Consider the following 25,131-nt stretch of genomic DNA (forward strand, 5'->3'; position numbering starts at 1 on the left):
AATCAGTGCATTGCAAGGTGCGCCCCCTTGGGTAACGGCTTGAGCAAAAAGGCCAGCGGAATCGTGCAAACCACGATCACGCCGAAGATCCAGAACAGATCGCTATAGGTCATCACCAGGGCCTGCTGCTGCACCAGGCGCGCCAGCTGCGCGACCGAGCGAATGGCCGCCTCGCCGCCGGCGCTGCCCTGCATCTGCGCAGTCAACCCGGAAAGAAAATCCTGCGCGCGCGAGGAATTGGCGGTGATCGCGCTGCCGATGGTTTCGGTATGGAAGGTCATGCGGCGCTCCTGGAAGGTGGAGATCAGCGCAAGCCCCACCGAGCCGCCCAGGTTGCGGCCGGCGTTGAACAGGCCGGACGCATCGCCGGCCAGTTCGGGCGGCACCGAGGAGATGGCCGCCTGGTTCAACGACATCATCGCCAGCGCCAGGCCGCAACCCTGCAACAACTGGCCGGCGACAAAATGCATGCCCACGGTGTCGGCGGTCAGCGACAGATTGGCGAAGCAGGCCGCGGCAAAGCAGATCAGCCCGGCGATCACCAGGATGCGCACGTCCACCACCTCCAGCAGCTTGGGCATCATCGGCATCAGCAGCACGGTCGGCAGGCCTGACAGCAGCAGCACGTAGCCGGCCTGCTCGGTGTTGTAGCCGGAGATCACCGCCAGGAACTGCGGAATCATGTACATGACGCCGAACAGGATCATGCCCACCGCCATGATCATGACGAACACCGCACCGAAACTGCGATGCAGCAGCAGCGACAGCCGGATCACCGGCGCGCGCCGGCGAAATTGCGAAATCACCAATGCGATGAATCCGCTCAGGGCGATCACGCTCAGCGCATTGATCTCGCTGGATTCGAACCAGCGCTCGCGCTGGCCCTCTTCCAGCACCACGGTGAGCCCACCCAGGCCGGCGGTCAGGCCGTAGATGCCCAGCCAGTCGGCATTGAGCAGGCCGGCCCAGTCGCCTTTTTCATGCTTAAGGCCAAGCAGCAGCAAGGCCACCAGGCCGACGCAGATCGGCACGTTGATGAAGAAGGCGTAGTGCCAGCTGACGTTCTCGGTGAGCCAGCCGCCGAGCAACGGACCGATCACCGGGCCCATGATCACGGTCATGCCGAACAAGGCGGTGCCCATGGTCTGCTGGCTCGGCGGCAGGCGCGTGGCTACGATGGTCAGCGCGGTCGGAATCAGCGCACCACCGGCCAGGCCCTGCCCCACACGGCCGATGATCATCATCGTCAACGAGGTCGACAGCCCGCACACCACCGAAAACGCGGTGAACATCACCGCGCAGATCAGCAGGAAGTTGCGCAGGCCCAGCGTGCGCACGAACCAGCCGGTCAGCGGGATCATGATGATCTCGGCAACCAGATACGCGGTGGAGATCCAGGTGCCTTCGGTGCCGCTGGCGCCGACCTCGCCCTGGATGGTGGGCAGCGCCGCGTTGACGATGGAGATATCCAGCGTCGCCATGAACGAGCCGATGGTGCCGGCCAGCACCGCCAGCCAGGCGCCCGGCTCGGCCTTCTCGCGTTGCGCGCTGCCGCCGGCACGCGGGCCGGTGGCTGCCGTTGCATTCATCGCGCGCGCTCCTGCGCCTGCACGCGATCGGATTCCTCCTCGGCCCGTTGCTTGGCATCCTTGGCCGAGCGCGTGTCCACGGTGACCTCGACCGACATGCCCGGCACCAGCACCTTGCGCGCCTCGTCGCCGGCCAGCACGCGGATGCGCACCGGCACGCGTTGCACCACCTTGGTGAAGTTGCCGGTGGCATTTTCCGGCGGCAGCAACGCGAACTGCGAGCCGGTGCCCGGCGACAGGCTCTCGACCTTGCCGTGCAGCTTGACGCCCGACAAGGCATCGACCTCGATCTCGGCCGGCTGGCCGGGACGCATCAGGCCGACCTGGGTTTCCTTGAAATTGGCGATCAGGTACAGCGATTCCTGCGGCACGATGGTCATGGTGCGGGTGCCGGCCCCGAGGAACTGGCCGACCTGCACGGTCTTGTCGCCGACGCGGCCGTGGATGCGGCTGGTCAGCAAGGTGTCTTCCACCGCCACGCGGGCCTGGTCGGCATCGGCGCTGGCCTGCTTGAGGCCGGCCTGGGCCTGCTCCAGCTGCGCGTTGCTGGCCAGGATCTGGCTCTGCGCGCCCTTGGCCTGTGCCTGCGCGGCCTCGTACTGGGCGCGTGCGCGTTGCAGTTCGTGCTGCAGGCTTTCCTGGTGTTCGTGGGTGTCGGCGCCGGAGGCGGCCAGCGGGGCGAAGCGCTTCACTTCGGCCTGGGCGAAGGTCAGGCTTGCCGCTGCGGAGGTCACCTGGCTACGCGCCTGCACCAGCGCCGACTCCTGCCCGGACACATTGGCGGTGGCCGCGGCGATATCGGCCTGGCGCGCGGCGATCGCGGCTTCGGCCTGCTGCAGGGTCGCCTGGTAGGTGCGGTCGTCGATCTGCAGCAGCGGCTGGCCGGCTTCCACGATCTGGTTGTCGCCCACCATCACCTTGGTAACGTAGCCGCTGACCCGCGGCGCCACGGCCACCGAGTCGGCCTGCAGGTAGGCATTGTTGGTGTCCTGCATGTAGCGGCCCTTGATCAGGTAATAGGCCAGCCAGATCACCAGCAGCACCACCACCAGCACCCCGACCACGATCAGCGTCCATTTGACCTTGGGATTCTTCAACGGCGAGGGCTTTGGCGGCTCCTGCTCGTTGTGCGCGCCGGTGCCTTGCGCATCCGTGCCCGAAGGCTGGCCGTCGTTGGACTGCTGGTCGTGGTTGCTCAAGGTGAGGCGTCCTGTGTCGTGGGCGAGGCGCGCGACGACGACGGGCCGCATCAGCGGTCCGGCGAAGGCGGCGCAACCATACAATTATTTGAACCGCCCGGTACAGATTGCGTGATGACCGCAGTCAGCGCGCGCTCGGACTTCCAAACACGCGAATGGCAGGCGTTGTTACAGGAATGGAAGAATGCCTGCGTCGTCAGCGACCGGTCTTGATCTCGGTCCACAGCCGCGTGTACAGCCGGTCCACCTCGGGCTGATTGATCGCATAGGTGAACATCTTGGCGGTCACCTCCGGCGGCGGGTAGATGGTGGGGTCGTTGCGGATCGCCGCGTCCACCAGCGGCGTGGCGGTGCGCACCGGGTTGGCGTAGTGGATGAAGTTGCTGTTGGCCGCGGCCACGTCCGGCTTCAACAGATAATTGATGAAGGCGTAGGCGTTGTCGGGGTGCTTGGCGTCCTTGGGAATGGCCAGCATGTCGAACCACTGCGGCGCACCTTCCCTGGGGATCGCATAGGCCACCTTGATGCCGTTGCCGGCTTCCACCGCACGGTCGCGCGCCTGGATGATGTCGCCCGACCAGCCCACCGCCAGGCAGGTGTTGCCGTTGGCCAGCGAGGTCACGTACTGGCTGGAATGAAAGTTCTGCACGTACGGGCGGATCGTCTTGATCAGCGCGGCAGCCTGCTCGATCTCGGCCGGCACGCTGCTGTGCGGATCCAGGCCCAGATAATTGAGCGCGATCGGAATCAGGTCCGAGGGCGTGTCCAGCAGGGTCACGCCGCAGTCCTTCAACCTGGACAGGTTTTCCGGCTTGAACACCAGGTCCCAGCTGTTGGCGACCTCGGTGTTGCCGAAGATCGCCTTGAGCTTGTCCACGTTGTAGCCGATGCCGGTGGTGCCGATCATGTACGGCACGCCATAGGCGTTGCCCGGGTCTTGCGCGGCAATGCGCCGCATGATGTCCGGGTCCAGATTGGCCAGATTGGGGATCTTGGCCTTGTCCAGCGGCAGGAACACGCCGGCCTGGATCTGCCGGCCGAAGAAGTTCAGCGTGGGCACTACCACGTCGTAATCGCTGCCACCGGCAAGCAGCTTGGTTTCCACCATCTCGTCGCTGTCGAAGACGTCGTAGGTGACCTTGATGCCGGTGCTCTTCTCGAACGCGGGAATGGTGTCTTCGGCGATGTAGTCCGAATAGTTGTAGACATTGAGCACCTTGGCCTGCGCCTCGGCACCGCCGGGTGCATTGCTGCCACCGCAGGCGGCCAGCAAGGTGGTGGACAGCGTCAGGGCGAGCAGTCGCAGCGTCATGCGGGTCTCCAGGGCAGCACGATCAGGGCGGGCCGGGATGCGGCCGGTCGAAGGGCCAGCCTACCCATGGTGTTTGTGTTTGCACAGCGCGGCGTGGCGGATACCAACCGTGCCACCCGCTGGCCGGCGCGGCCGGTGCCGCAATCGCCTCTGCCGGCCGCCCTCGCAGGTACGCGACCGGCAAAGCTTGACATGCGCCGGCAGGCTTACCCCGCACCGATGCCCAGCGCCTGCGCAGTATCGTCCAGCGCCGCCCAGGCCTTGTCGAACAGCTCATCGACCTGTTCGCAGGTGATGATCAATGGCGGCGACAGCAGCATCGCGTCATAGGTGGCACGCAGGATCAGCCCGCGCCGCAGCGCGAAATCGCGGCACATCGCACCGACCCGGCCGCGTTCGGGGAAATAGACCCCGCGCCGGCGTTTGTCTGGCACCAGTTCCAGTGCCCCGACCAGGCCGGCGATACGCGCCTCGCCGACCAGCCGGTGCTCGCCCAGCTCGGCCCAGCGCTGTGCCAGATACGGCGCGATCCGGGTACGCGCGGTGTCCACGATGCCTTCGTCCTGCAGCAGGCGCAGGTTCTCCAGCGCCACCGCCGCGCAGACCGGATGCCCCGCATAGGTGCCGCCGTGCGCGAGCTCGCCGCCCTGCGCCTTGAGCACGCCGGCCACGCGATCGTTGAACATCGCCGCCGCCAACGGGATATAGCCGGAGGTGATGCCCTTGGCCAGCGTCATCACGTCGGGCTGGAAGCCGAAATAATCCGCACCGAACCAGGCGCCGGTACGCCCGAACCCGCAGATCACCTCGTCGGCCACCAGCAGCACGTCGTAGCGCCGGCAGATGCGCTCGATTTCCGGCCAGTAGCTGCGCGGCGGGATGTACACCCCGATCGCGCCCATGATCGGTTCACCGATGAAGGCCGCCACGTTTTGCGGCCCGAGCTGCAGGATCCGGTCTTCCAGCCGACGCGCCGCCAGCAGCCCGTACTCCTCCGGGTCCATCTCCCCGCCATCGCCGAAGTGATACGGCGGTGCGATGTGGTGGATATCCGGAATCGGCAGGCCACCCTGCCTGTGCATGCCGCGCATGCCGCCCAGGCTGGCACCGGCCATGGTGGTGCCGTGATAGCCGTCATGACGGCCGATGAAGATGCGTTTTTCCGGCTGCCCCTGCACCGCCCAGAAATGCCGCACCAGCCGCAGGATGGTGTCGTTGGCCTCCGACCCGGAGTTGGCGAAGAACGCATGGTTCAGATCGCCCGGCGTCAGCACCGCCAGCTTGGCAGCCAGATGGATGGTGGGCTCGGTGGTGCACTGGAAGAAGCTGTTGTAGTACGCCAGCTGTTCCATCTGCCGCGCCGCCGCCTGTGCCAGCTCCTTGCGCCCGTAGCCGACATTCACGCACCACAAGCCGCCGAACGCATCCAGCAACTTGTTGCCCTGCGCGTCCCAGACATACACGCCCTCGCCGCGTGTCAGGATGCGCGTGCCCTTTTCGGCCAACGCCGCGTTGTCGTTGAACGGATGCAGGTGATGGGCGGCATCGAGTTGCTGCAAGGTTTCCAACACAGTGGGGTGCACGGCTTGCTCCGGAAGGTGGCTCACGCCAGTGGCGCGAATGCAGTGGCGTTACGAAAGGCAGCTGGGGCAAAACGCATCGGACGCCAGCAATGCACGTGAGTCTGGACCATGGCCAGACGACCTGCCCTCATCCGCCATTCGGGCAGCTTCTCCCGAGGGGAGAAGGAAATAACGCGGCACGCTGCGCCGAGCGCAGACGCCTTACACATTCAACAACAGGAACTCCCGCTCCCACGAACTGATCACGCGGAAGAACGTCTCGTACTCCTTGCGCTTGACCGAGATGTAGGCGCGCACGAAGCGCCGCCCCAGCATCTCCTGCAAGGCCTCGCAGCCCTCCAGACCGTCCAGCGCCTCGCCCAGCGAGCGCGGCAGATCGTAGCCCTGCTCCTTGCCGTTGCTGCTGATCGGCGCGGTCGGCTCGAGCTTCTCGCGGATGCCGAGCAGCCCGCAAGCCAGGGTCGCCGCCATCGCCAGGTACGGATTGGCGTCGGAGCCGGCAAAGCGGCTTTCCACCCGCATGTTCTGCGGCACATCGATCGGCACCCGCAGCCCGCAGGTGCGATTGTCGAAGCCCCACAGCACATTGCTCGGCGACACCTCGCCGAACATCAGCCGCCGGTAGGAATTGACATTGGGTGCCAGCAGCCCCATCGCCATCGGAATGTATTTCTGCAGGCCACCGAGATAGTGCGCAAAGGTGTCGCTGAAGCCGCCTTCGCGTTTGCCGCTGAACACGTTCTTGCCGGTGCCGGCATGCAGCAGGCTCTGATGGATATGCATTGCACTGCCCGGCTCGGTCTCCATCGGCTTGGCCAGAAATGTCGCATACACCCCATGCCGCAACGCGGCCTCGCGCATGGTGCGCTTGAACAGGAACACCTGATCGGCGCGCGAGAGCGCATCGGCGTGGGTGAAGTTGACCTCCAGCTGCGCGGCGCCGGATTCGTGGATCAGCGTATCCACGTCCAGTTCCATCGCATCGCAATAGTCGTACATCAGGTCCAGGATCGGGTCGAACTCGTTGACCGCATCGATCGAATACGACTGCCGCGCAGTCTCCGGCCGACCCGAGCGCCCGGCCGGCGGCAACAACGGAAAGTCCGGGTCGGTGTTCTTCTGCACCAGGAAGAATTCCAGCTCCGGCGCCACCACCGGTTGCAGCTTGGCTTCGGCATAGGCGTCGAGCACGCGCCGCAGCACATTGCGCGGGGCAAGCTCATGCGGCTGGCCGTCCTTGGTGTAGCAATCGTGGATGACCTGCGCGGTGGGATCGGCCGCCCACGGCACCATGCGCACGGTGGATGCGTCCGGGCGCAGATGCATGTCCGAATCCGATGGCGAGGTCAGCTCGTAGTAATCGTCCGGGAAATCGCCGGTGACGGTAGTGGCGAAGATGCCTTCCGGCAGGCGGGTGCCGTAGTCGTGCGAAAACTTGTCCGCCGGAATGATCTTGCCGCGTGCGTTGCCGGTGATGTCCGGCACCAGGCACTCGACCTCGGTGATGTGGCGGTCCTTGAGCCAGCGGCGCAGCGCGCTCTCGGGCTGCTTGGGCGTGGATGTGCGCGAACGGGTGCGGATCGACATGCAACCTCACTGACCGCGTCGAGCGGCGTATTGGCGACAGGCCTCGCCGAAGGCCTGGAAGATGGCACGGTAGAACGGATGCCGTGTGACACGCCACTCCGGATGCCACTGCACCGCGAGCAGAAAGCTCGGCCCGGGGCCGCGAAAGGCTTCGATCAGGCCATCCGGCGCGGTCGCCTCGATCAGCAGGCCGTCGGCCAGGCGTGCAATGCCCTGCCCGTGCAGCGAGTTCACCGCGACCTGCGCGCTGTCGCTCATGCCGGCCAGCAGGCCGCCGGGATGCAGCTGCACCGAATGCGCCGGGCCGTACTGCGTGTCCAGCGGCATGGCGCGGTCTTCGCGGTGATCGGCCAGGCCGGGCACGTCATGCACGCGTTGGTGCAGGCGCCCGCCCAGCGCCACATTGACCTCCTGCATCCCGCGGCAGATCGCCAGCACCGGCAGGCCACGCGCAAGTGCCTGCGGAATCAGTCCCAGGCTGGTGGCATCGCGCGCCGGGTCGTGCGGATTGCCCTCCCAACTCGGCTCGTCGCTGTAGTGATGCGGCTCGACATTGCTCACCGCACCGGTCAGCAACAGGCCATCCAGGCGATCCAGCCACGCGCCCGCATCCAGCGTGGGCTGCAGGCTCGGCAACAGCACCGGCATGGCTCCGGCTGCGTCCACCACCGCGCGGATGTACTTCTCGCCGGTGGCCAGAAACGGATGCGGCCCTTGCTGGATGCGATCGGTCGGCAACCCGACCAGTGGAACGACAGCCATGCGGATCTCCCGGTTGAACGCGGCTGCATCACGTCTGCGCTCGCCACCAGGCAGGCGCTGGCACTGTACAGGGCAGATGTGGCGCGCAGCTGTCGGCTCGCATCACCTGCATCCCTCCGACTGCGACGAATTGTCAGCGAATGCTCGTCACGGGTTGATGGGGTGCGTTGCCGATGCCTGCGAACTTACCGTGCGGCCACCTGCATTGCCAGGGTCCACACGCGCACGGTTGCGAACGATCACATGCGCTTTGCTAGTCTGAGCGGCGACCTTGCAGGTGGTGCCCATGGTTTCCGAGAACTCCGTCGCGTACTTGCCCGCCATCGATGCCGCCACGCTGGCGCGGATCGATGGCTGCGAAGCGGTCGATCTGCTGTTGCCCGACACCAATGGCGTGCTGCGTGGCAAACGTGTGACAGCCGAAGTCCTGGACAAGGTCTATCGCGATGGCGTGTGCCTTCCGATGTCGCTGATCGCCACCGACATCACCGGCAATACCGTCGAGGAAACCGGGCTGGGCTACGCCATCGGCGATGCCGATCGCATCTGCCGGCCGATCGCCGGCTCGCTGCGCCCGGTGCCGTGGGCACCGCGGCCGATGGCGCAGCTGCTGCTGGCAATGCATCAGCCGGACGGCAGCGTGTTCGAGGTCGCACCGCGCGCGGTCTTGCAGCGCGTGCTGCACGGTTTTGCTGCGCTCGGCCTGACCCCGGTCATTGCGGTGGAACTGGAGTTCTATCTGTTCGATGCGGTGCCCGATGCGCAGGGACGCCCGCAGACGCCGCGCGACCCGCAGACCGGTGCACGCAGCGACAGCACCCAGGTGTATTCCTTGCAGGACCTGGACGACCAGCGCACCTTCACCGACGCGGTGACTGACGCCTGCCGGCAGCAAGGCATCCTGGCCGACACCGCCGTGGCCGAATACGCACCCGGCCAGTTCGAAATTAACCTGCAGCATCGCGCCGATGCGGTGGCCGCCTGCGACGAGGCGATCCTGCTCAAGCGCACCATCAAGGCGATTGCGCAACAGCAGGGCAAGCTTGCCAGCTTCATGGCCAAGCCGTTTCCCGGCCAGGCCGGCAGCGGCCTGCACCTGCATGTGAGCCTGCTCGATGCCGACGGGCACAACGTGTTTGCCGGCAACGTCGATGCGCCCGCCGACCGCCTGCGCCATGCCATCGCCGGCCTGCAGCGGCACGCCGATGCCTCGCTGCTGATGTTCGCGCCGCACGCCAACAGTTACCGCAGGTTCGTCAGCAATGCCTTCGTGCCGCTGGATGCGAGCTGGGGCTTCAACAACCGCACCGTGGCGCTACGCATCCCGCATAGCGATGCACGCAACACCCGTATCGAGCATCGCATCGCCGGCGCCGATGCCAACCCGTACCTGGCCGCCGCCGCCGTGCTCGCCGCCATGCTGGACGGCCTGCAACATCCCGGCGAGCCCAGCGCGCCAGTCACCGGCAATGCCTATGCGCAAGCGGTCTTTCGGCCGCGCACCTGGCAAGCCGCGGTGGATGCATTCGGCGCCAGCGACTTTGTCGGCGCGCAGTTCGGCAGCCAGTTCCAGCACGTGTTCGGCCAGCAGAAACAGCGCGAGCTGCTCGACTACCAGGCGCAGGTGCCCGATCTGGATTACGCCCGGTACCTGCGGATCGTCTGATGGACGGCCCGGCCACATCGCTGCCGCCTGCCGATCCGTCGGGTAACGGCTATCCCGACAGCTGGTACGCCCGCAGCACGCCGGCCTTGCCGGAGCAGCCGTGCCTGCAGGGCGTGCAACGTGCCGATGTCTGCATCCTCGGCGCCGGCTACACCGGCCTCACCGCCGCGCTCGCCCTGGCCGAGGCCGGCTACAAGGTCATCGTGCTGGAGGCCAGGCGCATCGGCTGGGGCGCCTCCGGGCGCAACGGCGGCCAGGCCATCGTCGGCTACGGCTGCGAGCAGGAAACCCTGGAAGCGCTGGTTGGCGATGCCGACGCGCGGCTGCTGTTCGACTTCTCGCGCGACGGCATGCACCTGCTGCGCGCGCGCATCGCGCGCCACGCCATCGCCTGCGACTGGCGCGACGGCCACGCCCACGTGCCGCTGAAGCCGCGCCAGGTGCGGGCCTTGCAGCACGGCATCATGCGCATGGCCGAGCGCTACGACTACCCGCTGGAATGGTGGGACCGCGCGCGTACGCGGCAGGTGCTGGACAGCCCGCTCTACCTGGGCGCGATGTTCGACCCGGCCAGCGGCCATCTGCATCCGCTGGCCTATGCGCTGGGCCTGGCGCGCGCAGCGCTGGCCGCCGGCGTGCGCATCCACGAGGCCTCGCCGGTCTCCCGGCTGGAGCATGGCGCGCGCGTGACCATGCAGACCGACCAGGGCAGCGTCAGCGCCGAGTTCGGCGTGATCGCCGGCAACGCCCTGCTGCAGGGCATTTCCACAGCGCTGGAACGCCACATCATGCCGGTGGGCACCTATGTCGGTGCGACGCCGCCACTGGGCCAGGCCCGTGCACGCGCGTTGATCGCCAACGACATGGCGGTCGCCGACACCAACTGGGCGCTGGACTACTACCGGCTCAGCGCCGACCACCAGCTGCTGTTCGGCGGACGCGCCAGCTACTCCTCGCGCCCGCCGCCCGGCCTGGATCGCTTGATGACCCGGCGCATGCACACGGTCTTCCCGCAACTGCGCGACGTGCCGCTGCAAACACTGTGGGGCGGCTACGTGGACATCTCGCGCAATCGCGCCCCGCATTGGGGCCGGCTGGGGCCCAACGTGTATTTCGCCCAGGGATTCTCCGGGCATGGCGTCGCCGCCACTGGCCTGGCCGGCCAGGTCATCGCCGAGGCCATCGCCGGCCAGAGCCGACGGCTGGACGTGTTCGCACGCATTCCGCATCGGCCCTTCCCCGGTGGGCGCCTGCTGCGCACGCCGCTGCTGGTGGCGGCGATGGGTTGGTACCGGCTGCGCGATGCGTTGTGGTGAATAGGCGCCGTCTTGGGCACTTTGAGACGCGGCGCTCAAGTTTTGGCGAGCAGGGCCGTTAGCTGGTATGACGGTTCGATCCGCACGGCCAGCCGATGTCCCCAGGTACCCTACATCGCAATAGTGAAAGCGCAGTCCTGCCGCAACGCGTGTTGTTGGTGGAGAACTCGCGCACTTTCACCAGCATGCTGCGCGAGGCCATCGAGCAACGCGTGGAGCTGCCGGTCACGGTCGTGTCGACTCTAGCGGAAGCCGCCCGTGTACTGGACGAAGAAGACGGCTGGTTTCTGGTCCTGACCGGCCTGGTGTTGGTGGACGGCGACCGCGACAAGGTCGTGGAATTCTTCCTCTCGCGCAAGCTGCCCACGGTGGTGGTCAGCGGCGTCTATGACGAGGATCTGCGCCAGCGTGTGCTGCAGCAGCAGATCATCGATTACGTGCTCAAGAACGCGCCCGGCAGCATCGAATATCTGGCCTGGCTGGTACAACGCCTGGAGCGCAATCGCCGCATCGCCGCGCTGGTGGTGGACGATTCCCTGTCCGCACGGACCTATGCGGCCGCGTTGCTGTCGATGTACGGCTACCGCGTGGTGCTGGCAGCCGATGGTGCGGCCGGCCTGCAGGCGATCGAGCGCGACCCCGGCATCCGCCTGACCATCGTCGACCAGGAAATGCCCGGCATGGAAGGGGTGGAATTCACCCGCCGGCTGCGCGCGATCCGTTCACGCGACAAGGTCGCGGTGATCGGCATCTCCGGCAATAACGACTCATCGCTGATCCCGCGTTTCCTGAAGAACGGTGCCAACGATTTCCTGCGCAAGCCGTTCTCGCGCGAAGAGTTCTTCTGCCGCGTGTCGCAGAACGTGGACCAGCTGGAATTGATCGGCACGCTGCAGGACCTGGCCACCCGCGACTTCCTCACCGGCCTGCCCAACCGGCGTTATTTCCTGGAACAAAGCCAGCGGGTGATCCCCACCCTGCTGTCGCAGGAGCAGACGGTTACCGCGGCGATGCTGGACATCGACCACTTCAAGCACATCAACGACACCTGGGGCCACGAAGCCGGCGACCAGGCGCTACGCGCGGTGGCCGCGTCGGTCTCCAGTCATGCGCGGCCGCAGGATCTGGTGGCGCGTTTCGGCGGCGAAGAATTCTGCCTGCTGGTCCCGGGGCTGGATGCCGCCAACGCCACCAGCTACTTCGAAACCCTGCGCGAACGCATCAGCGCACTGCGTGTGAGGATCGGCGACGAAACCCTTAGCATGACGGTGAGCATCGGGGTGTGCATCGCCACCGAAGACGGCCAGTCGCTGCACCATCTGCTGGGCGAAGCGGACAAGTACCTGTACCTGGCCAAGGCGGGCGGCCGCAACCAGGTGCGTCTGGCCAGCTGAGCGGGGGCAGGTTCGTGCGCTGCACGGCCGGCGGCGCGCTCCCAGGCCGGCTGTATCTTCGGCAACACAGAATCGCCCCGCAGCATGCACGCCGCCCGCGCGCCGTAGCCGGATTTGATCCAGATCAACGCGTTGGCGATCACGCGCGCCTATCGTGCCCTCATCCTATGGAACAAGGGCGAACGATGGCTTTGCTGGTCTGGCAGGACGACCTCAACACCGGGATCGAGGTCATCGATCACCAACACCGGCGCATCGTGGAAATGATCAATCAGTTGCATGCCGCGCACGCCAGCCTGCAACGCCTGGCAGTGGCCGAGGTGATCGACGAATTGATCGACTACACGCTGTCGCATTTTGCCTTCGAGGAAGAACTGATGGAGGAAGCCGGCTACCCCTTCAGCCTGGCGCACAAGCGCGTGCACGAGGTCTTCGGCAAACGTGTCGGCGAGTACCGGCTGCGGTTCCAGGCCGGCGAAGACGTCTGCGACGAACTCCGCAGCATGCTCTCACGCTGGTTGTTCAACCATATCCGCGGCGACGACCAGGCCTATGCGCCGCAGGTGATCGCACATCTGGACCAGTTCGCGCGCAGCCACCAGCACGGCAACTGGCTGGGACGCACACTCAAGCGCCTGTTCCGCTAGCGACCGCTCTGCACCTGGGCGCAATCCGCCTCACCGATGACGCCGCCCAGCGTACGCCTTCAAACGCCAACCCGGCGACGCGATCTGCGGGCCGCGACCAACGCCAGCAGGCTCAACACCGCCGCGGCGCCCAGATACTGCCCGACCGCCTGCACGCCATAGCGTGCGGCCAGTTGCGTGGCCACGTACGGCGCCGGTGCTGCCCCCAGAATGCTGGCTAGGTTGAACGACAGCGAGGCCCCGGTGTAGCGCACTTCGGTGGGATACAGCTCGGCCAGCAGCGTGCCGCACGGGCCGTAGGTCAGGCCCATGAAGAAGAATCCCAGTGCCAGGAATGCGAGTACCTGCAACGGGTGATTGGCCTGAAACAGCGGCGCAAATGCCAACCCAAACGCGATGATCGCCACACTGGCCAGCATCATCGCCAGCGGCGCGCCATGCCGGTCGCCGAACCTGGCCGACAGCGGAATGCCGATCGCGAAAAACACGATCCCTGCCATCTGCAACAGCAGGAATTGCTCCTTGTCGTAGCCTAGGGTCTTGGTCCCGTAGCCCAGCGCGAACACCGTCATCAGATAGAACAGCACGAAGGTGGCGAATGCGCCCAGTGTGCCGATGATCAGCGCCGGCCAGTGCTGCGAGATCACCGTACCCAGCGGCAGGCGCACGCGCGTCTTGCGGTCCAAGGCCTTCTGGAAGTCCGGCGTCTCGGTGATGCTCAGGCGCACCCACAGGCCGGTCAGCACCAGCAATGCGCTGGCCAGAAACGGCACCCGCCAGCCCCATTGCATGAACTGCGCATCATTGAGCAACGCGCCCATGCCGAGAAAGGTGCCGGTGGACAGCAGAAAGCCCAGCGGCGCACCCAGCTGCGGAAACATGCCGTACCACACGCGCTTGCCGGGCGGCGCATTTTCGGTGGCAAGCAGCACGGCCCCGCCCCACTCGCCCCCCAGCCCCAGGCCCTGGCCAAAGCGGCACAGCGCCAGCAACGCAGGTGCGAACACGCCGATCTGGGCGTAGCTGGGCAGCAAGCCGATCGCCACGGTGGACAGGCCCATCGTCAGCAGCGCCGCCACCAACGTGGCCTTGCGCCCGATCCGGTCGCCGAAATGGCCAAACACCGCCGAGCCCACCGGCCGTGCGATAAAGGCCACCGCAAACGTCGCCAGCGACTGCAGCATCGCCGCGCTGCCATCGCCCGCCGGAAAAAACAGCGTTGGGAACACCAGCACCGCGGCGGTGGCGTAGATATAGAAATCGAAGAACTCGATGGTGGTGCCGATCAGACTGGCGAACAGCACGCGCGCAGGCGAATTGATGGGAGCGGCAAGCGGCGCAGCAGCAGTCATCGTTGATCGGCATCCAGACAAGACAAGTCAGCCGATTCTGGCAGATTGCAGCAACGGTTTGCGCAGACCAACCTGCTCACGAAAGGTTACAGCCGTGACTGCCTGCCTTTCGGGCCGAATCAGCTTCTCGTCGGATAATGATCGGTAAAGCAAAGCGAACTGTCGTCAGCTGATGATTGACCGCGCTGAGAATGCGTCAGTTTCAGAGCCTCGGGTCTGCGGTTTGGTAGCTGGACCTTTGCCCTCCCACCATCGCGGGGCACGTCGCAAGCACGTCCTCAGGCACCGCCAACACTCGGAATCTCGGTTGCTTTGGAGCATCGGACAGTGTTGATAGATTATTTGTAGAGCGGATGATCTGCAGTTTTGCTGCAATGCCCTTGTCCGCCCACCATCGCGGGACACGCCGCAAGTACATCCTTGTAGGCTCTTACGCGGCATCCATGCCGCGTAAGGTCCCGAGACGGTGAGCGGACAAGGACCTGTCGAGGTGGTCGGTGTGCGCGGTAAGAGCAGTGCTTGATGCGCGTTGTTCGGATCGCGTTGCACCCGATCAGCTCCCGATGCAGGCCGAGCAACAGGCTTTCAACACGCGACTTACAAACGTCTCATCTTCCCACCGCAAGCCGAGAAATAAGCTTTGAGGAAAGCAGCCGACCAACTCTCTGGTGCGGTGTCCTTGCCGGTTGCGGGACCCTCGGCGGCATGGATGCCGCCGAGGAGCCTCCACGGATGGATTCACGGCGTGTCCCGCAAGCGGTGAGGGCACCGCGCGCTCGATCAACCAGGCTTTTGACCCAAGTCTTCGACTGCATCCATAACGGCGCCACCATTGAAGAGCTCGGTGGGTCTTGGAGTGGTCGGATAGTGCTGATAGATCGCTTGCAGAGCGTCGGGTCTGCGACTTTGCTGCGGGGCCCTTGCCCGCCCACCATCGCGGGACACGCCGCAAGTACATCCTTGTAGGCTCTTACGCGGCATCCATGCCGCGTAAGGTCCCGCGACGGTGAGCGGACAAGGACCAGTCAAGATGGTCGGTGTGTTTGGTTGCAAGCAAAGCGTGGCCTGCGTTATTTGGATCACGGTGCGTCCGACCAGCTTCCGGTGCAAGTGAAGCAGCCGGGAAGAACCAGCAAGTTGCTCAGTCGCCCTACTGCGTTTGCGTTATTGCACGTTGCGCATGCGCTGCCAGCCCGAGATCCGTCAGCACTGCGAGCTGGCGCTCGCCGCGGTCTTCTACCTGGATCCAGCCCGGACCGGGTTGACCATCCAGACTGGCGTTACCCAACCACGCCAGGGTGCGCAGCAGCACGCTCATGCGCACGCCCAGTTGCTTGCACAGGCGCGCCAGCGACACGCCCTCGGGCGTGTCGGCCAACGCGGCAAGCAGCAGCGCGGTGAGCTGTGGATCAGCGGACAAGCACCGCTCCGATGTCTCGCGGCGCCGCATCGGCGGTTTCGGCACGGTGCGGCAGCACGATCACCGGAATCGACTTAGAGGTGGGCGTGCGCGCTTCGTCGGCGAAGCTGGACAACGGCACCAGCGCGTTGGTTTCCGGGTAATACGCCGCCAGGCAGCCGCGCGGAATGTTGTAGTCCACCAGCAGGAAGCGACGCGCCTCGCGGTGCACACCGTCCTCGCACAGGCTCTCCAGGTCCACCCAGTCGCCGGCCTTCATGTTCAACGCGGCGATATCCGCGCCATTGATGAAGAGCACGCGGCGCTCGCCGAACACGCCGCGGTAGCGATCATCCAGCCCGTAGATGGTGGTGTTGTATTGATCGTGCGAGCGCGTGGTGGCCAGCGTAAACACCATCTGCTCGGTGTGGCTGCGGCGTGCGCGATGGATCGGGTTGTCGGTCGGCACCGCGTGCGGTTTGAACACCGCGCGCTTTTCGGGCGTCACCCACTGGCGATCGCGCGCGGTGTTGGACAAGCGGAAGCCGCCCGGCACCCGCACACGCTGGTTGAAGTCGGCAAAATCGGGGAACACCTGGGCAATCAGGTCGCGAATGCGGTCGTAGTCGCCCACCAGCCAACGCCAGCGGATCGCGCTGCGCGCACCCAGCGTCGCCTCGGCCAGCCGCGCCACGATCGCCGGCTCGGACAACAGCTCCGCCGAGGCCGGCGGATTGATGCCGGCCGACAGGTGCACCATGCTCATCGAATCTTCCACCGTCACGCCCTGCGACCCGGCGTCCTGGATGTCGATTTCGGTACGGCCCAGGCAGGGCAGGATCAGCGCATCGCGCCCGTGCACCAGGTGGCTGCGATTGAGCTTGGTGGTGACATGCACGGTCAATTCGCAATTGCGCAGCGCGCGATGCGTGGCGTCGGTATCCGGCGTGGCGGCGGCAAAATTGCCGCCCATCGCGAAGAACACCTTGCCGCGCCCGTCCAGCATTGCCTCGATCGCACCAACGGTGTCGAAACCGTCTTCGCGCGGCGGCGCGAACCCGAACAGCGTCTGCAACTTGTCCAGAAACGCGGCCGGCGGTTTTTCGTAGATCATCATCGTGCGGTCGCCCTGCACGTTGCTGTGTCCCCGCACCGGGCACACGCCCGCGCCCGGCCGGCCAAGATGGCCGCGCAGCAACAGCAGGTTGGTGATCATGTGGATGGTGGCCACCGAATGCTTGTGCTGGGTGATGCCCATGCCCCAGCAGGCGATCACGCGCTCGGCATTGAGATAGAGTTCGCCGGCCTTGCGCAGCGCCGCTTCGTCCAGCCCGGACTCTTCGACGATGGTGTCCCAGGATTCGCCGTGCACCTCGGCAGCGAAGGCGTCGAAGTTGGCGGTGTGGGCGTCGATGAATTCCAGATCCAGCAGCCGTGGCGTGCCGTCGCGCTGGGCCTGTGCGTCGCGCTCCAGCACATGCTTGATGATGCCCTTGACCGCGGCCAGATCGCCGCCGATCTTGAGCTGGAAATAATCCGAGGCGATGCGGGTAGAGCCGTTGTGCAGCATCTCCAGCTTGTCCTGCGGGTCGGCGAACTTCTCCAGCCCGCGCTCGCGCAGCGGATTGAATGCCGCAATCGCCGCGCCGCGCTTGGAAGCCTGACGCAACTCGCCGAGCATGCGGGGATGGTTGGTGCCCGGGTTCTGGCCGAAGATGAAGATCGCATCGGCCAGTTCGAAATCGTGCAGCGACACCGTGCCCTTGCCCACGCCGATCTGCGAACGCAGCGCGGTGCCGGACGGCTCGTGGCACATGTTGGAGCAGTCGGGGAAGTTGTTGGTGCCGAACTCACGCACGAACAACTGATACAGGAAGGCCGCCTCGTTGCTGGTGCGCCCGGAGGTGTAGAAGATCGCCTCGTCCGGCGATGCCAGCCCGTTGAGGTGCCCGGCGATCTGCGCGAAGGCCTCGTCCCAGCTCACCGGCACGTAGTGATCGGTGGCCACGTCGTAACGCATCGGCTGGGTCAGCCGGCCCTGCCCTTCCAACCAGTAATCGCTGTACTGCGACAGCAGGCTGACGCTGTGCGAGGCGAACAGCTCCGGCCCGGCGCGACGCGCCGTGGACTCGGCCGCGACGGCCTTGGCGCCGTTCTCGCAGAACTCGAAGGTGGAGGTGTGATCGCGGTCGGGCCAGGCGCAGCCGGGGCAGTCGAAACCGTCCGGCTGGTTGGCGTGCAGCAGCGTCTTGGCGCCCTGCACCGCGATGTCCTGTTCCATCAGGTGCTTGGCGACCGAGCGCAATGCGCCCCAGCCGCCGGCGGGATTGTCGTATTGCTGGATGGTCTTCTTGCTCATGCGGGCTCTCCCACGCCAACGCCCAGATTCAGGCGCTGCGGATGGCTGTAAACGACACAATCGTGATCGCGGGCAAACCCGATCAGGGTCAGTCCCGCACTGTCGGCCAGGCTGATCGCCAGAGCGGTCGGTGCCGAAATCGCTGCGAGCAGCGGGATCCGGGCCTGCGCGGCTTTCATGGCCATTTCGTAACTGGCGCGGCTGGTGACCACCGCAAACCCTTGCGATGCATCGACGCGCTCCCGCGCCAGCGCACCGATCAACTTATCGAGCGCGTTATGGCGGCCGACGTCTTCGCGCACGTAGCGCACCACACCGTGTGCATCGGCCCAACCGGCGGCATGCACCGCGCCGGTCTGTGCGGCGATCGGCTGCTGCGCGTGCAGCGCTTCCAGCGCACGCGCCAAGGCCTGCGCATCGATCTGCAACGCCGACTGCAGCAGCGGCGGCACACGCAGTACCGCCTCGATCGATTCGTTGCCGCACACCCCGCAACCGCTGCGGCCATCCAGATTGCGCCGTCGCCGGTCCAGCGCAGCGGCACGCTCGGGCGGGATCTCGATCTGCAGCGAAGCGCCTTCCAGAAACGTCTCCACCGCCACCACCCGCAGATCCTGCGGGTGGTCGACGATGCCCTCGCTCAGCGAAAACCCGAATGCAAAATCCTCCAGGTCTTCCGGCGTGGCCATCATCACCGCGAACGGCACGCCGTTGTAGTTGAACGCGACCGGCATTTCGGCCGCCACCATGTCCTGCACCGTGGCGTTGCGGCCGCCGCGGTGGCGGACAACCGTGCGCACCACACTGCCAGCGCGTACGGAACGGGAAGACGGAAGTGTCATCTCATCTCAATGAAACAGCACGAAGGCTTTCTGCAGCGTGACCCAGATACCCCAGGACATCGGCACACCTACCGCCAGCCAGGCCAACGCGACCAGGGCGGGGTTGCCGCCATGCCCGATGCGCGCCATCTGCTCCGGCGGCAGCACCGCCTTGCCGCTGCGGTCGACCTTCTCGTGCGCCAGCTGCTTCTCGCGCGCCAGTTCTTCGGGCGTCATGAAATGACGCGCGGCCACCGGGCGCACCAACAGGTTGCAGATCAGACCGAGCACCAACATGCCGGCGAGGATGTACATGGTGGTGTTGTAGACCTGTGACGGCGGGCTGCCGTGGGCCAGCTGGTACTCGCGCATGTAGCCGACCACCACCGGACCGAGGATGCCGGCGGTGGCCCAGGCGGTCAGCAGGCGGCCGTGGATGGCGCCCACCATCTGGGTGCCGAACAGGTCGGCCAGATATGCCGGGATGGTGGCGAAGCCGCCACCGTACATCGACAGGATGATGCAGAAGATGCCCGCAAACAGCGCGATGCCGCCCACGCCGCCGGCCGACGGCGCAGCCGCGTACAGGCAGATGCCCAGCACGAAGAACAGCGTGTAGGTGTTCTTGCGGCCGAGCTTGTCGGACATGCTGGCCCAGAAGAAGCGCCCGCCGATGTTGAACAGGCTGAGCAGGCCGGTAAAGCCGGCCGCGATGGCCGCGATGCTGGCCAGCTGCGCCGTATCCAGGCTGCCGAAGCCGACATCCACCCCGATCAACCGGCCGCCGAACACTTCCTGCAGCATCGGCGAGGACATGCCGATCACGCCGATGCCGGCCGACACGTTCAGGCACAGCACGCCCCACAGCAGCCAGAACTGCGGGATGCCCCAGACCTTGCTCACGTGCACGTGGTTGGCAGTGATCATGGCGTTGTTGCTGGCCACCGGCGCGGTCCAGCCGGCGGGGGTCCAGCCGCTCGGCGGCACGCGGTAGCCGAACGCGCCGGCCATCATGAAGACGAAGTACAGCGCCGCCATCACCAGGAAGGTTTCCAGTACGCCCACCGAGGTCGGCGTGGCGAAGTGACGCATCAGCGCATCGGCCAGCGGGCTGCCGATCATCGCGCCGCCACCGAAGCCCATGATCGCCATGCCGGTCGCCATGCCGCGACGGTCGGGGAACCACTTGATCAGCGTCGACACCGGCGAGATATAGCCCAGGCCCAGACCAATGCCGCCGATCACGCCCGAACCCAGCCACAGCATCCAGATCTGATGGAAGTGGATGCCGGCCGCCGAAATCACCAGCCCGCCGCACCAGCACAGCGCCGAGACCACACCGGCCTTGCGCGGGCCGGCACGTTCCAGCCAGCCGCCCCAGATCGCCGCCGAGCAGCCCAGCAGCACGAAGAACAGCGTGTACATCCACTGCAGCTCGCTGATCTTCCAGTCGCAGGTGGTGGCGACCATGCGCGCGAACAGGCCCATGTCGGCCGGGCACGCGATTGCCTCGGTGATGCCCAGCGCCTTGGACAGCGGCAACCAGAACACGCTGAAGCCATAGGCCATGCCGATACACAGGTGGATCGCCAGTGCTGCCGGCGGTACCAACCAACGATTGAAGCCCGGACGCGCAACGATGCGCTCCTTGGACAGCAGGCCGGCGTCTGCGCCGTTGGCGCTCGCCACGGTGGACCCTTGTGTCATTCCCGTTCCCCTAAAAAGTGCGATGAAGTGTGTCCGGAGCGCCCGACAGGACGGCTGCGCGCAGGCGGTGTCAGTGGTTCCGAAAACGATTGATGGCTGCGATCGATTGACGTGTTGCGATAAGGGCAGCGGCGACTACCAGGCCCAACTGGCACTCGTCTGGCGCATCATCGGCGATCGTTGAATCTTTGCAATGCTTCGGCGCGCCCCGTAGCCAGTCAAAAACCCGTCATGGCCTGCGCCACAAGGCGTTCCCAAAGCTTAGCGGCCGACGTTGCGACTAATTGACTAGTCCATGCGGATCGGCGCATGCGGGTCCGCAAATCGTGCTCGCCGTCGCGCTCGGCCGGGGTGACGGCAGACGCGCGGTGGCCGTACAGTCGGACGCTTCCCAGCGACGGAGTCCGCCATGCACGACCACCCTCCGCGCGATGGCGCGCACGCGCTGCAGGCACCGGCGCACCTGGACGCGTTCTGGATGCCGTTCACCGCCAACCGCCAGTTCAAGGCGCACCCGCGCCTGCTGGCCTCCGCTGCCGGCATGTACTACCGCGATGTCGACGGCCGCCAGATCCTGGACGGCACCGCCGGGCTGTGGTGCTGCAATGCCGGCCACGCCCGCGAACGCATCGTGGCGGCGATCCGTGAGCAGGCCGGCACGCTGGATTTCGCGCCGACCTTCCAGATGGGTTCACCGCTGCCGTTCGTGCTGGCGCAGCGGCTGGCCGCGATCGCACCGCCGGGCCTGGGCCATGTGTTCTTCACCAACTCCGGCTCGGAGGCGGTCGATAGCGCGATGAAGATCGTGCTGGCCTACCACCGCCTGCGCGGCGAGGGCCAGCGCACCCGCTTCATCGGGCGCGAGAAGGCCTATCACGGGGTCGGCTTCGGCGGCATGTCGATCGGCGGGCTGCCCAACAACCGCAAATGGTTCGGCCCCCTGCTGGCTGGCACCGACCATCTGCGGCATACGCTGGATCTGCAACGCAATGCGTACGCGCGCGGGCTGCCGGCGCACGGCGCCGAGCTGGCCGACGATCTGGAACGCCTGATCACCCTGCACGACGCCTCGACCATTGCGGCGGTCTTCGTCGAGCCGGTATCCGGCTCGGCCGGAGTGATCCTGCCGCCGGAAGGTTATCTGCAGCGGCTGCGCACCATCTGCGACCGCCACGGCATCGTGCTGGTGTTCGACGAGGTCATCACCGGCTTCGGCCGGGTCGGCGAGGCGTTCGCGGCGCAACGCTTCGGCGTCACGCCGGACCTGATCACCGCCGCCAAGGGGCTGACCAGCGGCAGCGTGCCGATGGGCGCGGTACTGGTGGCCGATGCGATCCACGCGGCCTTCATGCAGGGGCCGCAGAACGCGATCGAGCTCTTCCACGGCTACACCTATTCCGGCCATCCGCTGGCCTGCGCCGCGGCGATCGCCACGCTGGACACCTACGCCGAAGAACACCTGTTCGACCGCGCGATCACGCTGGGCCCGCAATGGGAAGACGCGCTGCACAGCCTGCGCGGGCTGCCGCATGTCATCGACATCCGCAACATCGGCCTGATCGGCGCGATCGAGCTGGCGCCACGCGACGGCGCGCCCGGCGCACGCGGCTACGAGGTGTTCGAACGCTGCTTCCACGACGGCGGCCTGCTGGTGCGCGTCACCGGCGATGTCATCGCGCTGTCACCACCGCTGATCGTCACCCCCGAACAGATCGGGCAGATGGTTGAAACGCTGGCAAAGATCCTGCGCAGCACCGCCTGACGACGAGCGACCCAGGCGCCCGCGCGTAACGCCGGCACGCGGCGCGGTCAAGCGCGCAAAGCCGGGGCAGGCTCACTACAATGCCGGCCCCGCACTTCCCCGCAGTTGCCGCATGAACATCGTTGTCAAAGAAGAACTCAAGGCCTACATCGACCCGCTGACGCCCGACGAGCACGAGGCGCTGGAGCGCAGCCTGCTGGCCGAAGGCTGCCGCGATGCGCTGGTGCTGTGGGGTGACGTGCTGGTGGATGGCCACAACCGCTACGGCATCTGCCAGAAGCACGACCTGCCGTTCCAGACCGTGCAGAACCCGCGCTTCCAGTCGATGCAGGATGTGCAGCTGTGGATGATCGAGCAGCACCTGGGCCGGCGCAGCGTGTCGGACTTCCAGCGTGGCGTGCTGGCACTGCGCAAGCGCGAGATCCTGGCCGCACGCCAGCGCAGCCAGCGCGACGCCGACGCCGCTGCCGAAGCGCCGGCGGTTGCCGACGCTGAGCAGCCGGCCACCGGCATCGACCACGACGCCACGCCGGCGGCCGCGGACAGCGACAGCCCACCGTGGGAAGAAACCTCCACCCCGGTCAGCCGCGCCGAGCTGGCGCGCGAGGCCCGCCTGAGCAACAACCAGGTGGTGATGATCGAGCGCATCCACAAGCAGGCCGCCCCGGAAGTGGTGCAGGCGGTCAAGGCCGGCGAGATTTCGATCAGCGCCGCCGCTGCCGTGGCCACCTTGTCCGAGGACGAGCAACGCGCCGCCGCGCAGGCCGGCAAGGCCGAGCTCAAACAGGCTGCCAAGCGCGTACGCGACGCCAAACGCAAACCCAAGCCCGACGAGGCCGAAGGCGGCGAAGCCGAACGCCGCGACATGAAAGCCTTGCAACGCCGCGTCACCGAACTGGAAAACGAAAACGCCGCGCTGCAGGCCAAGGTGACCGCGCTGCAGTCGCAGCTGGAGCGCCTGCGCGGCTAAGTGCCAGACGGTGCATCACCGTAGGAGCGCACCCGGGCGCGACGTGGCTGTCCCGGTAACGCCATCACGCGCAAGCGCGCTCCTACAGAATCGATCGGCCACCACCGCGAACGGCAACCGCGATCGCTGCAACCACCCGTTAGGAGCGCACCCGGGCGCGACGCGGCTTTCCCGGTAACGCCGTCGCGCTCAGGCGCGCTCCTACCGGGCCATTACGCCCGGCTGTGGACATGCCCTGCTCCGGCGACTGGGTACACTGCGCAGATGGAACCAAGCGTTAGCACTCCCCGCCCCGTCGATCCCCGTCGTGCCCAGCTGCAGCGCATGAAGCTGCTGGCGGTGGCCCTGCTGCTGGCCATGTTCGCCGGCTTCGTCGTCAGCCACGTGATGGGCGAACAAGGCGTCTGGGCCTGGGTCTCGGCCTTCTGTGAAGCCGCCACGGTCGGCGCACTGGCCGACTGGTTCGCGGTGGTGGCCTTGTTCCGGCGGCCGATGGGCCTGCCGATTCCGCACACCGCCATCCTGCCGCGCGGCAAGGACCGTCTGGCCGATGGCCTGGCGGTGTTCGTGCGCGACCAGTTCCTCGCCCCCGAGGCGTTGATGGACAAGCTGCGCGTGTTCGACCCGGCCAGCCGCCTGGGCGAATGGCTGGCCAAACCCGAACAGGCGCGCATGCTCGCGCAGATGGCGCGCAGTTGGATGCTGCAGGCGCTGGAGCTGCTGGACGAGGCCGCGGTGCGCCGCGCGATCCAGCGCTTCGTGGTCGACCGTCTGCGCAAGTGGAATGCCGCCGCCACCGTCGGCGATGTGATGGCGCTGCTCACCACCGATGGCCGGCATCAGAAATTGCTGGACGAGGTGCTGCTGCGCCTGGGCGAGTGGCTGGATCAGGAGCAGGTCAAGACGCGTGCCTCGGCCTTGATCGTGCGTTACGCGCGGCGCGAGTGGCCCAAGCTGGTCGGCACGGTGAACTGGGTCAAGCCGATCGAGGAGATCGGCGACAGCCTGGCCGACCGCATGGCGCGTGCGGCGATCGAGGAGTTGCAGGACATCCTCAAGACGCCCGAGCATCCAATCAGGCTCGACTATGAAGCCTGGCTGCAACGCTACATCGCACGCCTGCGCGACGAGCCGGCAATGGCCGAGCGCGTGGAAGAACTCAAGCAGCGCGCGATCGAACATCCGGCCTTGCAGGACTACGTGCAAGGTCTGTGGGGCGAGATTCGCGATGCACTGCGCAACGACCTGGCGCGTGAGGAATCGTCGATGGCCGCGCATATGGAGCGCTCCATGCAATCGCTCGGCCAGGCCCTGTCGCAGGATCCCTCGCTGCGCGAAGCGCTCAACCAGCACATGTTGCAGGCTGCCGACAAACTCACCACACGCTTGCGCGCATCGGTGACCGACCATATCGCGTCGACGATGAAAAGTTGGGACGAACGTCACCTCGTCGAACAATTGGAATTGGGTGTCGGACGCGATCTGCAATACATTCGGTTCAATGGAACGTTGGTGGGCGGACTGATCGGCCTTGCCCTTCACGCATTATCGATCTGGCTGGCGTTCTGATGCATTGGCAATGACGTTGATCGCCCACCGGAAGCACGTGCGGACGCCGGGGGGACTGCACGTAGTCTGATGATCGTCAGGCGCCACCACGAGACCGACTTCGCTGTCGGCCAGCACACCGGGCACGCAACAGGCAA

18 protein-coding genes are annotated in these 25,131 nt (G+C 66.3%); 7 read left to right on the forward strand and 11 right to left on the reverse strand.

Annotated features, from left to right (window positions below; translation table 11 throughout):
* Nucleotides 1-2: 2 nt before the first annotated feature.
* The 6 genes from ABQY64_RS12410 to ABQY64_RS12435 form a co-directional block, all read right to left on the reverse strand.
* Complete coding sequence (locus tag ABQY64_RS12410) at nucleotides 3-1,589, reverse strand: MDR family MFS transporter (protein ID WP_104645877.1); 1,587 nt, start codon at nucleotides 1,587-1,589, stop codon at nucleotides 3-5.
* The gene (locus ABQY64_RS12415) at nucleotides 1,586-2,788 is read right to left on the reverse strand and encodes an HlyD family secretion protein (protein WP_102584755.1); all 1,203 of its coding nucleotides are present in this window, start codon (nucleotides 2,786-2,788) and stop codon (nucleotides 1,586-1,588) included. Before ABQY64_RS12415 ends, ABQY64_RS12410 begins: the two co-directional genes overlap by 4 nt.
* 196 nt (nucleotides 2,789-2,984) lie before the next feature.
* On the reverse strand, nucleotides 2,985-4,100 hold the full coding sequence (locus ABQY64_RS12420; RefSeq protein WP_349779327.1) for a polyamine ABC transporter substrate-binding protein: 1,116 nt from the start codon (nucleotides 4,098-4,100) through the stop codon (nucleotides 2,985-2,987).
* Nucleotides 4,101-4,306: 206 nt separating this feature from the next.
* Entirely contained in the window at nucleotides 4,307-5,683 is a 1,377-nt protein-coding gene (locus ABQY64_RS12425) for an aspartate aminotransferase family protein (protein WP_349779326.1), read from the reverse strand.
* Nucleotides 5,684-5,884: 201 nt separating this feature from the next.
* Complete coding sequence (locus ABQY64_RS12430) at nucleotides 5,885-7,270, reverse strand: glutamine synthetase family protein (protein WP_039521987.1); 1,386 nt, start codon at nucleotides 7,268-7,270, stop codon at nucleotides 5,885-5,887.
* Between the two features lie 6 nt (nucleotides 7,271-7,276).
* Nucleotides 7,277-8,032: a gamma-glutamyl-gamma-aminobutyrate hydrolase family protein gene (locus ABQY64_RS12435; RefSeq protein ID WP_349779325.1), complete on the reverse strand. Its 756-nt coding sequence runs from the start codon at nucleotides 8,030-8,032 to the stop codon at nucleotides 7,277-7,279.
* A 286-nt stretch (nucleotides 8,033-8,318) separates the two neighbouring features.
* On the opposite strand from ABQY64_RS12435, the gene ABQY64_RS12440 reads away from it, so the two are divergent.
* From ABQY64_RS12440 to ABQY64_RS12455, 4 genes are all read left to right on the forward strand, one after another.
* Nucleotides 8,319-9,698, forward strand: a complete 1,380-nt coding sequence (locus tag ABQY64_RS12440) for a glutamine synthetase family protein (RefSeq protein WP_349779324.1) — start codon at nucleotides 8,319-8,321, stop codon at nucleotides 9,696-9,698.
* Complete coding sequence (locus ABQY64_RS12445) at nucleotides 9,698-11,014, forward strand: FAD-binding oxidoreductase (protein ID WP_349779323.1); 1,317 nt, start codon at nucleotides 9,698-9,700, stop codon at nucleotides 11,012-11,014. Before ABQY64_RS12440 ends, ABQY64_RS12445 begins: the two co-directional genes overlap by 1 nt.
* A 95-nt stretch (nucleotides 11,015-11,109) precedes the next feature.
* Nucleotides 11,110-12,408: a diguanylate cyclase gene (locus ABQY64_RS12450; RefSeq protein ID WP_024940515.1), complete on the forward strand. Its 1,299-nt coding sequence runs from the start codon at nucleotides 11,110-11,112 to the stop codon at nucleotides 12,406-12,408.
* A 185-nt stretch (nucleotides 12,409-12,593) separates the two neighbouring features.
* Nucleotides 12,594-13,055 carry a bacteriohemerythrin gene (locus ABQY64_RS12455; RefSeq protein ID WP_039526813.1) on the forward strand — a complete coding sequence of 154 codons (462 nt, stop codon included), beginning with the start codon at nucleotides 12,594-12,596 and terminating at the stop codon, nucleotides 13,053-13,055.
* A 59-nt stretch (nucleotides 13,056-13,114) separates the two neighbouring features.
* On the opposite strand, the gene ABQY64_RS12460 is transcribed toward ABQY64_RS12455, so the two are convergent.
* The 5 genes from ABQY64_RS12460 to ABQY64_RS12480 all read right to left on the reverse strand — a co-directional run bounded on the left by ABQY64_RS12460 (nucleotide 13,115) and on the right by ABQY64_RS12480 (nucleotide 20,693).
* A complete protein-coding gene (locus ABQY64_RS12460; protein ID WP_349779322.1) occupies nucleotides 13,115-14,407 on the reverse strand; it encodes an MFS transporter in 1,293 nt (430 codons plus the stop codon).
* Nucleotides 14,408-15,557: 1,150 nt separating this feature from the next.
* Complete coding sequence (locus tag ABQY64_RS12465) at nucleotides 15,558-15,827, reverse strand: hypothetical protein (protein WP_349779321.1); 270 nt, start codon at nucleotides 15,825-15,827, stop codon at nucleotides 15,558-15,560.
* A complete protein-coding gene (locus ABQY64_RS12470; protein ID WP_349779320.1) occupies nucleotides 15,817-18,165 on the reverse strand; it encodes an FdhF/YdeP family oxidoreductase in 2,349 nt (782 codons plus the stop codon). The genes ABQY64_RS12465 and ABQY64_RS12470 overlap by 11 nt, the downstream gene beginning before the upstream one ends.
* Nucleotides 18,162-19,007, reverse strand: coding sequence for a formate dehydrogenase accessory sulfurtransferase FdhD (gene fdhD / locus ABQY64_RS12475; RefSeq protein WP_349779319.1), 846 nt, complete (start codon nucleotides 19,005-19,007; stop codon nucleotides 18,162-18,164). Before fdhD ends, ABQY64_RS12470 begins: the two co-directional genes overlap by 4 nt.
* Before the next feature lie 6 nt (nucleotides 19,008-19,013).
* A complete protein-coding gene (locus tag ABQY64_RS12480; RefSeq protein ID WP_047125188.1) occupies nucleotides 19,014-20,693 on the reverse strand; it encodes an OFA family MFS transporter in 1,680 nt (559 codons plus the stop codon).
* Nucleotides 20,694-21,102: 409 nt separating this feature from the next.
* On the opposite strand from ABQY64_RS12480, the gene ABQY64_RS12485 reads away from it, so the two are divergent.
* From ABQY64_RS12485 to ABQY64_RS12495, 3 genes are all read left to right on the forward strand, one after another.
* Nucleotides 21,103-22,455, forward strand: coding sequence for an aspartate aminotransferase family protein (locus ABQY64_RS12485; protein WP_104567413.1), 1,353 nt, complete (start codon nucleotides 21,103-21,105; stop codon nucleotides 22,453-22,455).
* Between the two features lie 112 nt (nucleotides 22,456-22,567).
* Nucleotides 22,568-23,425, forward strand: a complete 858-nt coding sequence (locus tag ABQY64_RS12490) for a plasmid replication/partition related protein (RefSeq protein ID WP_104569912.1) — start codon at nucleotides 22,568-22,570, stop codon at nucleotides 23,423-23,425.
* A gap of 264 nt (nucleotides 23,426-23,689) precedes the next feature.
* Nucleotides 23,690-24,994 (forward strand): DUF445 family protein, encoded by a 1,305-nt coding sequence (locus tag ABQY64_RS12495; RefSeq protein ID WP_349779318.1) that lies wholly within the window; start codon nucleotides 23,690-23,692, stop codon nucleotides 24,992-24,994.
* Nucleotides 24,995-25,131 lie beyond the last annotated feature (137 nt).

The organism is Xanthomonas sp. WHRI 7065 (assembly GCF_040203115.2).
GTDB lineage: Bacteria > Pseudomonadota > Gammaproteobacteria > Xanthomonadales > Xanthomonadaceae > Xanthomonas > Xanthomonas arboricola.

What these genes read in the sequence shown, in the direction of transcription:
- ABQY64_RS12440 (WP_349779324.1), top strand. Translation starts at nt 8,319, where the DNA reads ATGGTTTCCGAGAACTCCGTCGCGTACTTGCCCGCCATCGATGCCGCC.
- ABQY64_RS12410 (WP_104645877.1), bottom strand. Translation starts at nt 1,589, where the DNA reads ATGAATGCAACGGCAGCCACCGGCCCGCGTGCCGGCGGCAGCGCGCAA.
- ABQY64_RS12445 (WP_349779323.1), top strand. Translation starts at nt 9,698, where the DNA reads ATGGACGGCCCGGCCACATCGCTGCCGCCTGCCGATCCGTCGGGTAAC.
- ABQY64_RS12450 (WP_024940515.1), top strand. Translation starts at nt 11,110, where the DNA reads ATGTCCCCAGGTACCCTACATCGCAATAGTGAAAGCGCAGTCCTGCCG.
- ABQY64_RS12470 (WP_349779320.1), bottom strand. Translation starts at nt 18,165, where the DNA reads ATGAGCAAGAAGACCATCCAGCAATACGACAATCCCGCCGGCGGCTGG.
- ABQY64_RS12460 (WP_349779322.1), bottom strand. Translation starts at nt 14,407, where the DNA reads ATGACTGCTGCTGCGCCGCTTGCCGCTCCCATCAATTCGCCTGCGCGC.
- ABQY64_RS12435 (WP_349779325.1), bottom strand. Translation starts at nt 8,032, where the DNA reads ATGGCTGTCGTTCCACTGGTCGGGTTGCCGACCGATCGCATCCAGCAA.
- ABQY64_RS12430 (WP_039521987.1), bottom strand. Translation starts at nt 7,270, where the DNA reads ATGTCGATCCGCACCCGTTCGCGCACATCCACGCCCAAGCAGCCCGAG.
- ABQY64_RS12455 (WP_039526813.1), top strand. Translation starts at nt 12,594, where the DNA reads ATGGCTTTGCTGGTCTGGCAGGACGACCTCAACACCGGGATCGAGGTC.
- ABQY64_RS12490 (WP_104569912.1), top strand. Translation starts at nt 22,568, where the DNA reads ATGAACATCGTTGTCAAAGAAGAACTCAAGGCCTACATCGACCCGCTG.
- ABQY64_RS12480 (WP_047125188.1), bottom strand. Translation starts at nt 20,693, where the DNA reads ATGACACAAGGGTCCACCGTGGCGAGCGCCAACGGCGCAGACGCCGGC.
- ABQY64_RS12495 (WP_349779318.1), top strand. Translation starts at nt 23,690, where the DNA reads ATGGAACCAAGCGTTAGCACTCCCCGCCCCGTCGATCCCCGTCGTGCC.
- ABQY64_RS12485 (WP_104567413.1), top strand. Translation starts at nt 21,103, where the DNA reads ATGCACGACCACCCTCCGCGCGATGGCGCGCACGCGCTGCAGGCACCG.
- fdhD (WP_349779319.1), bottom strand. Translation starts at nt 19,007, where the DNA reads ATGACACTTCCGTCTTCCCGTTCCGTACGCGCTGGCAGTGTGGTGCGC.
- ABQY64_RS12420 (WP_349779327.1), bottom strand. Translation starts at nt 4,100, where the DNA reads ATGACGCTGCGACTGCTCGCCCTGACGCTGTCCACCACCTTGCTGGCC.